Annotated in this window: 10 protein-coding genes and 3 tRNA genes; 4 read left to right on the plus strand and 9 right to left on the minus strand. The window is 42.2% G+C overall.

All coding sequences use genetic code 11. The features are described 5' to 3' along the window. Window positions 1–85: 85 nt before the first annotated feature. The 6 genes from clpX to FN961_RS09930 form a co-directional block, all read right to left on the minus strand. On the minus strand, window positions 86–1,366 hold the full coding sequence (gene clpX, locus FN961_RS09905; RefSeq protein ID WP_144040025.1) for an ATP-dependent protease ATP-binding subunit ClpX: 1,281 nt from the start codon (window positions 1,364–1,366) through the stop codon (window positions 86–88). A gap of 82 nt (window positions 1,367–1,448) precedes the next feature. Beyond that, window positions 1,449–2,060: an ATP-dependent Clp endopeptidase proteolytic subunit ClpP gene (gene clpP, locus FN961_RS09910; protein ID WP_144040026.1), complete on the minus strand. Its 612-nt coding sequence runs from the start codon at window positions 2,058–2,060 to the stop codon at window positions 1,449–1,451. Between the two features lie 90 nt (window positions 2,061–2,150). Then, window positions 2,151–3,455, minus strand: a complete 1,305-nt coding sequence (tig, locus tag FN961_RS09915) for a trigger factor (protein WP_144040027.1) — start codon at window positions 3,453–3,455, stop codon at window positions 2,151–2,153. Window positions 3,456–3,973: 518 nt separating this feature from the next. Then, window positions 3,974–4,049, minus strand: a tRNA-His gene (locus FN961_RS09920). 10 nt (window positions 4,050–4,059) lie between these two features. Beyond that, window positions 4,060–4,136: transfer RNA gene (locus FN961_RS09925), tRNA-Arg, on the minus strand. A 91-nt stretch (window positions 4,137–4,227) separates the two neighbouring features. Then, window positions 4,228–4,304 (minus strand) — tRNA-Pro (locus FN961_RS09930). Window positions 4,305–4,876: 572 nt separating this feature from the next. Here FN961_RS09930 and folD point away from each other — a divergent pair. Next, complete coding sequence (folD, locus tag FN961_RS09935; protein WP_144040028.1) at window positions 4,877–5,731, plus strand: bifunctional methylenetetrahydrofolate dehydrogenase/methenyltetrahydrofolate cyclohydrolase FolD; 855 nt, start codon at window positions 4,877–4,879, stop codon at window positions 5,729–5,731. A 239-nt stretch (window positions 5,732–5,970) separates the two neighbouring features. Here the strand turns inward: folD and cysS are convergent, their stop codons facing one another. Continuing rightward, window positions 5,971–7,350 (minus strand): cysteine--tRNA ligase, encoded by a 1,380-nt coding sequence (gene cysS / locus FN961_RS09940; protein WP_144040029.1) that lies wholly within the window; start codon window positions 7,348–7,350, stop codon window positions 5,971–5,973. A 253-nt stretch (window positions 7,351–7,603) separates the two neighbouring features. Between cysS and FN961_RS09945 the strand changes: the two genes are divergently transcribed. Both FN961_RS09945 and FN961_RS09950 read left to right on the plus strand, forming a co-directional pair. Then, entirely contained in the window at window positions 7,604–8,104 is a 501-nt protein-coding gene (locus FN961_RS09945; protein ID WP_144040030.1) for a peptidylprolyl isomerase, read from the plus strand. Between the two features lie 9 nt (window positions 8,105–8,113). Then, window positions 8,114–8,854, plus strand: a complete 741-nt coding sequence (locus FN961_RS09950) for a UDP-2,3-diacylglucosamine diphosphatase (RefSeq protein WP_144040031.1) — start codon at window positions 8,114–8,116, stop codon at window positions 8,852–8,854. A 52-nt stretch (window positions 8,855–8,906) separates the two neighbouring features. On the opposite strand, the gene miaE is transcribed toward FN961_RS09950, so the two are convergent. Continuing rightward, window positions 8,907–9,671, minus strand: a complete 765-nt coding sequence (gene miaE, locus FN961_RS09955) for a tRNA isopentenyl-2-thiomethyl-A-37 hydroxylase MiaE (protein ID WP_144040032.1) — start codon at window positions 9,669–9,671, stop codon at window positions 8,907–8,909. 400 nt (window positions 9,672–10,071) lie between these two features. On the opposite strand from miaE, the gene FN961_RS09960 reads away from it, so the two are divergent. Next, a complete protein-coding gene (locus FN961_RS09960; protein WP_144040033.1) occupies window positions 10,072–10,668 on the plus strand; it encodes a Yip1 family protein in 597 nt (198 codons plus the stop codon). Window positions 10,669–10,754: 86 nt separating this feature from the next. On the opposite strand, the gene glnS is transcribed toward FN961_RS09960, so the two are convergent. Then, the gene (gene glnS, locus FN961_RS09965) at window positions 10,755–12,425 is read right to left on the minus strand and encodes a glutamine--tRNA ligase (protein ID WP_144040034.1); all 1,671 of its coding nucleotides are present in this window, start codon (window positions 12,423–12,425) and stop codon (window positions 10,755–10,757) included. Window positions 12,426–12,450 lie beyond the last annotated feature (25 nt).

Consider the following 12,450-nt stretch of genomic DNA (forward strand, 5'->3'; position numbering starts at 1 on the left):
TAGCTAATAGCTATTTAATAAGCTGAGAGTATAAAAAAGGAGCCATATAGGCTCCTGTTTTTCTGCTTGCGGTTGATCCGCTGAATTATTGTTCAGCGCCAGCAGCTTGAGACTCGCTATTTTCATAAATGAGTATAGGAGTTGATTCGCCCTTTACGACAGATTCATCTATGACAACTTTTGCCACATTATCCGCAGAAGGTAAATCATACATAATATCGAGTAAAATACCTTCAACGATAGAACGTAGACCACGAGCACCTGTTTTACGTGTTTTTGCTTTTATCGCAATAGCTCTAAGTGCATCTTCACGAAATTCAAGCTCAACCTCTTCCATTTCGAACAAGGCTGCAAATTGCTTTGTCAGTGCGTTCTTAGGCTCAGATAAAATCTGTACTAAGGCGTCATCGTCAAGCTCTGCAAGCGTTGCAAGTACTGGTAGTCGTCCGATAAATTCTGGTATCAAACCATATTTTACCAAATCTTCTGGTTCAACTTGCATCAAGGTTTCTGAAATCGTCGCCTTGTCATCCTCACCTTTGACTTGAGCACTGAAACCAATGCCTGTACCAGTGTGAGCACGCTGTTGAATCACTTTCTCTAATCCAGAGAATGCGCCACCACAGATAAAGAGGATCTTAGAGGTATCAACCTGTAAAAACTCTTGCTGTGGATGCTTACGTCCACCTTGTGGAGGTACAGCAGCAACAGTGCCTTCAATCAGCTTAAGCAATGCTTGCTGAACGCCTTCACCAGAAACATCACGTGTAATTGATGGATTGTCAGACTTACGGCTGATTTTATCGATTTCATCAATATAAACGATACCGCGCTGTGCCTTTTCAACATCATAGTCACACTTTTGCAGTAGCTTCTGAATGATATTTTCAACATCTTCACCCACATAACCCGCTTCAGTAAGCGTGGTTGCATCGGCCATGGTGAAAGGGACATTCAAGAATCGCGCAAGTGTCTCTGCTAGTAAAGTTTTACCGCTACCAGTAGGACCGATAAGTAAGATGTTACTCTTACCAAGCTCGACACCGTCTTTCGGAGTGGCATTCTTTAAACGCTTATAATGATTATATACTGCAACTGAAAGGACCTTTTTAGCCTTCTCTTGTCCAATAACATAATCATCTAGATGCGCTCGTAACTCATGTGGAGTCGGCAGCTTATCTTGATCTTGTTTAGGTAAGATCTCTTTAATCTCTTCCCTGATGATATCGTTGCAGAGCTCTACGCACTCATCGCAAACATATACTGAAGGGCCAGCAATGAGTTTTCTTACCTCATGTTGGCTCTTTCCACAAAAAGAGCAGTAGAGTAGTTTCCCACTATCACCTGTACTTTTGTTATCGCTCATTACTCTACCTCTTGAACAGTCTGCACTACGTGTCTAAATCACCTACAGCTTAAACTCATAATAGCTCAGCCGTAGACAAAAATCAGCCCCGTTGATTAAACACTGTGTCGACCAAGCCATATTCAGCAGCTTGAGTTGCACTCATGAAGTTATCGCGGTCTGTATCACGTTCGATAATTTCCAAAGGTTGACCAGTATGCTCTGCCAACATTTGGTTTAATTTATTTTTAATGCCAAGGATCTCTTGCGCATGGATTGCGATATCAGAAGCCTGCCCCTGAAAACCACCGAGTGGCTGATGGATCATGACGCGTGAATTAGGTAGACAATGACGCTTACCTTTAGCGCCACCGGCGAGAAGAAATGCACCCATGCTAGCAGCCTGACCGATACAAACAGTGCTGACATTTGGCTTGATAAACTGCATCGTATCGTAAATCGCCATACCTGCAGTCACAGAACCACCTGGTGAATTGATATAAAGAGAGATCTCTTGATCTGGGTTCTCTGACTCCAAAAACAGTAACTGAGCCACGATGAGGTTAGCCATATGCTCTTCAACTTGGCCAACTAAGAAGATAACGCGCTCTTTAAGAAGACGAGAATAGATATCATATGAACGTTCACCTTTAGCGGTTTGTTCAACCACCATAGGAACGAGTGCGTTTAGTACTGATTCTGGTGCATTTTGCATTATTTATAATCCCTAAATAAAAACGGCTCGAATGAGGAACCTCATACGAGCCATTATAAATGGTGAACAACCATTTAAGTCAAGCGAAGCTTAACCTTGTTGAGTAGCTTTGTTCATAAATTCTTCAAAATTGACGGCTTTCTCTGTCACTTTTGCAGTTTTAAGCAATGCTTCAACAGCTTGTTCTTCAAGAGCAACGTTACGCATGTTCTGCATCATCTCTTGATTGCCGTTGTAATATTCAACAACTTCACTTGGGTCTTCGTATGCAGAAGCCATAGAAGCGATAAGTCCTTGAACTCGTTCGTCTTCAGCTTTCAGCTCATTAGTCTTAATGACTTCACCCAATAATAGACCAACTTTCACGCGACGTTCAGCTTGTTCAGTAAATAAATCAGCTGGAAGCTCAGGCATGTTTGCAGCTTGATCACCGAAACGCTGCATTGCTTGCTTACGCAACACTTCAACTTCGCCAGCAACAAGAGCAGATGGAAGATCAAGTTCGTTCTGCTCTAGCAGACCATTAAGCACTTGCTCTTTAACATTCGCTTTAAGCGCCTGTTCAAGTTCACGGCTCATGTTCTTGCTGATTTCAGCTTTAAGTGCGTCTAGACCACCTTCAGCGACACCGAAAAGTGTAGCGAATTCGTCATTCACTTCAGGCAAGTTAGCTGCTTGTACTTCATTCAAAGTAATAGCGAACTTAGCAACTTTACCTTTTAGGTTTTCAGCGTGGTAATCTTCAGGGAAAGTCACGTCAATCTCAAACTCTTCACCAGCTTTATGACCTTCAACACCTGATTCAAAACCAGGAATCATACGGCCAGAACCTAGTTGAAGTTCGAAATCTTCAGCTTTTCCACCTTCAAACTCTTCACCGTCGATAGAGCCAACGAAATTAATCTTAGCTTTGTCACCATCGCCTGCAGCACGTTCAACAGCTTCATATGTAGCGTGTTGCTTACGTAGTGTTTCGATCATTGTGTCAACGTCAGCATCTGTAACGACTGAAGTTGGTTGCTCAACAGCGATAGCGTCAAGTCCTTTCAACTCTACTTCTGGGTAGATTTCGAAAGTTGCAACAAACTGGAAGTTTTCTGCATCTGATTCACCAGGAATAAATGTTGGTGCGCCAGCTGGGTTTAATTTCTCTGCGATAATCGCTTCAACGAAATTACGCTGCATGACTTCGCCAGTGATATCTTGACGAATAGCATTGCCATAACGCTTGTTGATGACACTTACAGGTACTTTTCCTGGACGGAAACCTGGGATACGAGCGCGCTTAGCTTCGCTTTTTAGACTATCGTTTACAGCTTTCTCAATCTGGTCGGCAGGAACAGAAATTGTCAAACGGCGCTCTAGGCCTTGTGTTGTTTCAACAGAAACTTGCATTTTTTTACCTCAAAATAAGTCTAACGTTCTTTGTTTATACCCAAACTATTTCAAAATGCTCGTTTCAGAGCTCCCGTAGGATAGCTGAACAAGACGGTGATTGAGAGAATGGCTATTCCCTTTTTGATATCACCAACACAGTACAGATATTCTACGGGAACTCCCAAAGGGCAAGGCGAGAAGTAACATTTTTCTGTGTTATGAAAAATTGAATTAGAACAACTAGTCCAGCAATTTCATGCCTTGAACTCTGTCACTTCTCGACATGCTGAATCCTGCATTTCGATGTAGTTTGGGTATATAGTCGAGTTATCAACTATTAAAGTATTCGTTTCTTGATCTTAAAATTTGACTAGACAGCCCGTAATAACTCAGTTGCAGTGCTAGTCATTCATAATTGATGTTTATCAAGACGCGACATTATAGCCACGCTTTTCAGCAGAGTCGACCACAAAACGTGAATTTCAGATGTAAAAAAAGCGACCTTAGGTCGCTTTTTTTACATTCTTACAAAGAAATGGGGTGACTGATGGGGTTCGAACCCACGACAACCGGAATCACAATCCGGGACTCTACCAACTGAGCTACAATCACCACTGATACTTGGTGCGCCCGGCAGGATTCGAACCTGCGGCCACCCGCTTAGAAGGCGGGTGCTCTATCCAACTGAGCTACGGGCGCTTCGAAAATGAGTTAATTCACAACTCACATCCTAAACTGGCGTGAAATATATTTTCACTTTACTCGCTCTTTCAAGCAAATAAATATCAAGTGGTCGGTGATAGAGGATTCGAACCTCTGACCCTCTGGTCCCAAACCAGATGCGCTACCGGGCTGCGCTAATCACCGAGTGTTATTTTTTTGATATTCTGTTAATACCAGAGCTTACCCCTGCTTAACTTTCAATTCATAAACTGATATGAAAGTAATGTATTAACTATTAATGTCAAATTGTTGAGACCTTTAAATGCAATTCAATTTTGGGATGAATAACAAGTCTCATCTCAAGCGAAGCTAGTTAGCCTTCTCGTTGAGAACGGAGCGCATCTTATCCCCTCACCTCACAGTCGTCAACGCTTTTTTATAAAGAAAAGTTTGCCTGCTCATTTTACAGACTATCGCATTTTAGATCAGTTAAAAATCCAACAAGATGGCTAGATTTACTTCGCAATACACCTCGTAACCTGCTGAGGTCTGCTCGATTTTATGTTACCAATACCGTAAGTCAGTACTTATATTTAGTTCATCATGGCTCACTATGAGCATTTTCGCTTTTTAAAATTAACACTCTCGTCTAAAGGACAAATTATCCGTATATAAGAACGGTTTGTTATTTAGGTTATTAAATGACACCAAGTCTAACGCCTGTTAAAATGTCGGCGATTTTTATTATCGCGCCTTATTAAGGAAATCCCCCCCAGATGACAGCTCAAAGAATCGATGGAAAAGCCATTGCCCAATCCATTCGAACACAGCTCAAAGAAAAAGTAACCGCCCGTAAAGAAGCTGGTAAAAGAGCACCAGGTTTAGCGGTTATTTTAGTTGGTGCAGATCCAGCATCACAAGTTTATGTTGGCAGTAAGCGACGCGCTTGTGAAGAGGTCGGGTTCTTGTCTCGCTCATACGATCTGGAAACCAGTACAACTGAAGAGCAACTACTTTCACTCATCGATGAGTGCAATGAAGATCCTAGCATCGATGGTATTTTGATTCAGTTACCCCTGCCAGCTCATATTGCTGAATCTAACGTTATTGAACGTATTCGTCCCGATAAAGATGTTGATGGTTTTCACCCTTATAACGTAGGGCGACTGGCACAACGTATGCCAGTGTTACGTTCATGTACTCCGATGGGGATTATGACACTTATTAAATCAACTGGGGTTGATACGTATGGCTTAGATGCCATCGTAGTTGGTGCATCAAACATCGTAGGCCGTCCAATGAGCTTAGAGCTCTTACTTGCTGGTTGTACCACGACCATATGCCACCGATTTACCCGTAACCTAGAGCAAAAAGTCAGACAAGCTGATTTGGTTGTTGTCGCGGTAGGCAAACCAGGCTTTATTCCTGGTGAATGGATTAAACCAGGTGCCTTAGTTATTGATGTGGGGATTAATCGTCTTGAAGATGGCAGTCTTGTGGGTGATGTTCAATATGATGTCGCGGCGCAAAATGCCAGCTTTATTACACCCGTTCCTGGCGGCGTGGGCCCCATGACCATTGCAAGCCTATTAGAAAATACTCTTTATGCGGCAGAGCAGTTTCACGACTAACACTTAAACCGTCAAAGTTACATGTTTCAAACATAAATCCCCTCAATCGCTTTGACCTACATGGATGTAGGGAATGCCAATAAATGCAGGGAGCATTGCAGGTACCCTGCGATCGGGGATAAGTACATCTGACCTCCACGGATGGAGGAAATGCAGAGTAATGTCTGGAACATTTTCTGCCTTGTACAAAAAAGCCTGCAGCTGCAGGCTTTTTTATGCGTTAATGGTGACTGTACAAGTTACTTTTTACGCCAAGTCGTACCGCTAGGTCCATCTTCGAGAATCACACCTAAGGCATTTAAGCCATCACGTGCAACATCAGCAGCTGGCCAATCTTTCTCGACTCTTGCTCGATTACGTTCGGCAATCAGCGCTTCAACTTGAGCCACTTCATCGTCATTGGTCTCACCTTTAAAGAAGGTATCAACGTCTTGATCTAATATTCCAAGTACGTCTGCCAACTCTTTTAAGCGCACAGCAAGCGCGGACGCTTGAGCAATATCCGTCAATTTAAGGCGGTTAATCTCACGCACCATATCAAACAAGACTGAATAAGCTTCAGGGGTATTAAAATCATCATCCATCGCCTGCTTAAACTTAGCAACAAAGTTTTCAGCCGCTGCAGGATCAACGGTTAAATCCAGATCTTTAAGTGCCGTATACAAGCGCTCTAACGCAGATTTAGCCTGCTTAAGGTTATCTTCTGAATAGTTAAGTTGACTACGGTAATGGCCGGACAATAAGAAATAACGAATTGTCGCAGCATCATAGTGAGCCAACACGTCTCTGATGGTGAAAAAGTTATTAAGAGACTTAGACATCTTCTCTTTATCAACCATGACCATACCGGTATGCATCCAGTAGTTCACATACGGTGTGTTATGGGCACAGCAAGATTGTGCAATTTCATTCTCATGATGTGGAAACTGAAGATCGCTGCCGCCACCATGTATGTCGAAATGTTGACCAAGATGTTTGCTGTTCATCGCTGAACATTCAATATGCCATCCTGGTCTACCTGGTCCCCAAGGTGACTCCCATGTAGGTTCACCCGGCTTAGACATTTTCCATAAAACAAAGTCCATCGGATCGCGTTTAGTGTCTTCTACTTCAACGCGAGCGCCTGCTTGGAGTTGTTCTAAGTTTTGCCCTGATAAACGACCATACTCAGGAAATGATGAAACACTAAACAACACATCACCATTGCTCGACACATAGGCATGCTCTTTTTCGATAAGTGTTTCGACCATCTCGATAATTTCAGGCATGTGCAATGTTGCTTTAGGCTCAAAATCAGGACGTTTCATATTTAATGAATCGAAATCTCTGTGCATCTCACCAATCAAACGTTCTGTCAGCGAGTCACAGCTTTCATTATTTTCTGCCGCACGCTTAATGATCTTGTCATCAACATCGGTAATATTGCGCAGGAAATTAACGTCGTAACCAGAATAACGTAAATATCTCACGATCATGTCGAAAGCAACAAAAGTACGCCCGTGACCAATATGACAGAGGTCATAGATGGTTATCCCACACACATACATGCCCACTTTACCGGGCTGTATTGGTTTGAATTCCTCTTTTTGGCGGCTCAGACTGTTGTATAGCTTCAACATCGACATTCTCTTCTACAAAAACAAATAAAATAGTGGGTTTAGTCTATCATTGGCAAACAGGTGCTTCCATTAGTTTTAAGCGATTGTGAGGCTAGGGTAAACACATTTTTAATCTTTAAGAGTGTTTTAGCCATCAAAGCAGATAAATGCACTTCTTTAGCGGCAATTATAGGCACTAGCTCTTTATGCTCTAACGCATTTACGTTAGAATCCTGCCACTATTTATATTGTTCAATTTAATGAGAATCAAATCATGATCACTCTTCATACCAATCACGGTGACATCGTTTTAGAACTAGACGCAGAAAAAGCGCCTATCACTGCAGAAAACTTCACCAAGTACGTTAAAGATGGTTTCTTTGACGGAACTATTTTTCACCGTGTTATTGACGGTTTCATGGTTCAAGGTGGCGGTTTCACAGAAGATATGGTTCAAAAAGACAATGGTGAAACCATTAAGAATGAAGCTAACAATGGTTTATCGAACCTTGTTGGTACTATTGCAATGGCAAGAACCTCTGATCCTCATTCAGCAACGGCTCAGTTCTTTATCAACATCAACGACAACACTTTCCTTGATTTTAAGTCTGAGACTTCTCAAGGTTGGGGTTACTGTGTATTTGGCAAAGTGTCTGCCGGTATGGATGTCGTCAATAAGATCAAAGCGGTTAGCACCGGTAACCGTGGCATGCATCAAGATGTCCCTCTTGAAGCTGTTGTTATCGAAAAAGTAACCATTGCTGACGCTGAATAAGTCAGTTTAATGCGCACACTTTTTATTGGCGATCTGCACTTATGTGCTGATCGCCCTGATATCACCGCAGCCTTTAATCTCTTCCTCGATAACGAACTCAATGATGTCGAAGCACTCTATATTTTAGGCGACCTGTTTGAAGTGTGGATAGGTGATGACATTGCAGAACCTTTTGCGCTTGCTCTAGCCGCAAAATTAAAAACGATTTCAGCCCGTCTTCCTATCTATTACATCCATGGCAATCGTGACTTTTTGATCGGCAAAAAATTCGCCCAAATGTCTGGCATGATTTTGCTACCAGAAGTGTACAAACTCGATCTCTACGGTGTACCGACAGTCATTCTTCACGGCGATAGCCTATGTACTTTAGACAAGTCATACCAGAGATTTAGATGCTTTAGAAACCTAACGGCCGTCAAATGGCTCTATGGGCAGCTGCCGAAGAAAAAGCGCATCAGCATCGCCCAAAAAATTCGTAATAAAAGCGCACAAAGCAACCAGTATAAAAGTATGATGATCATGGATGTAGAGGCTGAAGCCGTTGATGCACTCATGGAACAAACAAACACCTTACAGATGATCCATGGCCACACTCATCGCCCTAATATCCATGATATAACCACTACATCTGGCATTTCAAAAAAACGAATTGTGGTGGGTGATTGGTACGATCAAACGAGCATTTTGAGCATCAGCGCCAATAACACAGAGCTATCAAGCAGCCCGCTAAATTCAGATCTCGATCTTTAATCTAATAGTAAAGACGTAATACCAAATCCCCTACCCTCAATTCCAATAATGCCTATTGGGGAGCACCGCTATGGAAGTTAAATTCAGGATCTATTGAGCTAATAAGTTCAGCTTCACGTTCAGCAATAACAGCAATGCGATCACTGATATCACCACCTGCAATATCCTCAGCCAACAGTAAGTAATCTTGATAGTGCCTAGCCTCAGAACGCAGTAAGGAAACATAAAACTTATTAAGCACATCATCAAGAAAGGGAGCAAGCTTCGCGAAACGCTCGCAAGATCTCGCTTCAATAAACGCACCAATAATAAGTTTATCGATCATTGCAGCAGGCTCATGAGTCCGCACCATTTTCATCATCCCTTTTGCGTATCGACCTGCTCGGCGATTCTCATAAGGAATGTCCCGCTCTTGCATAATTTCTAGCACTTGCTCGAAATGATGAAACTCCTCTTTAATCAATCTCACCATTTTGCTGATCAAAGCTTGTCCCTGTTCAAAACCTGGCTTGGCAATAAGATTGATCGCGGTATCATTCTTTTTACTGTTCCTTGCTAAGAAAGCATCTACATCCCTATCTTTACGGTACACAAACTCCTCATAAGGCTTAGCCCAATCCAGCAAAATCTGACCACTGTCCTTATCAATTGCGTATTTTCTCACCAAAAACATCGCAGTTTGCGCAGCCTTTAGCTCACAATTACAGTGATCGATCAGTAATGTGGCTAGGTTTTCAGGTTTAACTGCGGTTTGGATCCAGCTATCGGGTGTTTCACATTTAAGAAAAGCATGTATCGGCGCTAACAAGTCTTGCATGTTGTCTTTAATCTCTCATTGAAAAAGCGACACGTATTTATCAATATTATACCAGCTACTTAAACTGAAATACCCTGCTAATTTTGCCCCTTCTAATCAATCAATAGACTTAATAATTCCGTCAATCAAATCAAAAAAAACTGTGTTTAAGAATCGAAAAACGGATAAAGATCAACAAATCAATAACAAAGTTAACTTGACTCCCACTCGTTTTTGTTCAATAAATAAACTTATACCATACCTTTTTATCTATACATTATTAGGATAGGTATCGTGAGCCGCATGGTCTTTGGGAGCAGACCAATGGCTAATACTCGAAATGTTCATTTATAGAATTAGGGTATAGAGGGTTCGTCTGCAGTTTGGCGAGCAAAAGTTAAGCTAAACAAGGATAATTATAATGATATTGAACCACTTAATGGGGCTATACACTCATCCAAAAGAAGAGTGGCACACAATTGAACAGAATCATGAGGCGCTGAAAAGCAGCCTAAGTCATGTGGTTTTAGTCGCACTCATTCCAGTATTTTGCACCTTTATCGCATCCACCCAAATTGGCTGGAATTTAGGCGTTGGTGATCCACTGTTCCTCACTCAAGATAGTGCAATGTTAATGTCTGTCGGCATGTATTTTGGCTTAATCGCCGGTGTTTTCGGCTTAGCTTATCTGGCATTTTGGATGGCTAAAACTTTCGATGCAGACCCAAGCTTTACTCAAGCATTAGAACTCGCCTCTTACACGGCGACGCCGCTGTTCATGGTAGGTTTAGCTGCACTTTATCCTGCGGTATGGTTTGTGATGGTCATTGGACTACTTGGATTAGCATACTCAGTATACCTGCTCTATACCGGCGTACCGATTATTATGAATATCCCAGAAGAGAAAGGGTTCATTTACGCAAGTTCCGTGGTTACTGCAGGGCTCGTTCTGTTAGTCGGTTTAATGGCTTCAAGCGTTATTTTATGGAGTATGGGTTTCGGTCCAATGGCGGTGTAAATAGATTTAAATAGAAATCCTAAGATAACAAAAAGGCTTTAGGGATAACCCTAAAGCCTTTTTAGTGCAGTAACTTCAACAATTAATTACTGAGACGAATCTCTTAACGCAACAGTTAAGTTAAACACAAGTTTTTCCGGCGTTGAATCCTTGCTATCAGCGCAGAAGTAACCTTCACGCTCAAACTGGTAAGCTTTTTCAGCTTCAGCATTAACAAGATTCGCTTCAACTAAACCATGAGCGACGACCAGTGAATTAGGGTTAAGCACCTCATCAACAGTCTCTGCAGCTGCAGGGTTAGCATCCGTAAATAAACGCTCATAAAGACGGAACTCGGCAGGTTTAGCAGTCGTTGCTTCAACCCAGTGAATAACCCCTTTTACTTTGCGTCCATCAGATGGGTTCTTACCTAATGTTTCGTCATCATAGCTACAGTAAATCGTCGTGACTTTACCATCAGCATCTTTATCACAACGCTCAGCTTTAATCACATAAGCGTTACGTAAACGTACCTCTTTGCCTTGCACTAAACGCTTGTACTTTTTGTTAGCTTCTTCACGGAAATCATCAGCATCGATGTAAAGTTCGCGACCAAACGTTAGCTCTCGCGTTCCCATCTCTTCATTGCTCGGATGTATTGGAGCATTCAAAGTCTCAAGCTGACCTTCAGGGTAGTTCTCAATAATCACTTTAACCGGATTAATAACGGCCATCGCACGAGGCGCTGATTCATTCAGTTCTTCACGAATACAGGCGTCTAACATTGCCACTTCGACCATGTTATCTTGCTTAGTCACGCCAATACGCAAACAGAATTCGCGAATTGAAGCCGCGGTATAACCACGACGACGCAGACCTGCAATCGTTGGCATACGAGGGTCATCCCAACCTTGAACAAGCTCACGCACCACAAGATCGTTAAGCTTTCGCTTAGACATCAAGGTGTATTCAAGATTTAAGCGAGAGAACTCATACTGATGAGTACGGTTAGGCGCCTGAAAATCATCTAAATGATCCAGTACCCAATCATACAAACGGCGGTTATCCTGAAACTCTAACGTACACAAAGAGTGACTGATATTCTCAATCGCATCAGAGATACAGTGAGTAAAGTCGTACATTGGATAAATGCACCACTTATCACCCGTTTGATGATGATGAGCGAAACGGACACGATAGATAATCGGATCACGCATACACATAAATGATGATGCCATATCGATTTTAGCGCGCAGCGAACATTCACCCTCTTTAAATTCACCTTTACGCATCTTTTCGAATAGCTCAAGGTTCTCTTCAACAGAGGTGTCACGGTAAGGACTGTTCTTGCCAGGCTCTTTCAATGTTCCGCGGTATTCACGGGTCTGCTCACCATTAAGAAAGCAAACATAGGCTAAGCCTTTATTGATCAACTCAATGGCATATTGGTGCAACTGGTCAAAATAGTTTGATGAATAACGAATATCACCATCCCATGTAAACCCAAGCCACTTCACATCGTCCTGAATCGAATGAACGTAATCGATATCTTCTTTCTCAGGATTTGTGTCATCAAAACGTAAGTTACATTGACCTTTATAATCTTTCGCTATACCAAAATTGAGGCAGATAGATTTTGCATGGCCAATATGAAGAAAGCCATTAGGCTCCGGCGGAAAACGAGTATGCACACTGGTGTGCTTACCGCTTTCAAGATCTTCATCTATGATGCTACGAATGAAGTTACTAGGACGAACTTCGCTGTCCAGATGACTCATGATATTCCTCTTAAAGAACGATATA

It is taken from the genome of Shewanella hanedai (genome assembly GCF_007197645.1).
GTDB lineage: Bacteria > Pseudomonadota > Gammaproteobacteria > Enterobacterales > Shewanellaceae > Shewanella > Shewanella hanedai.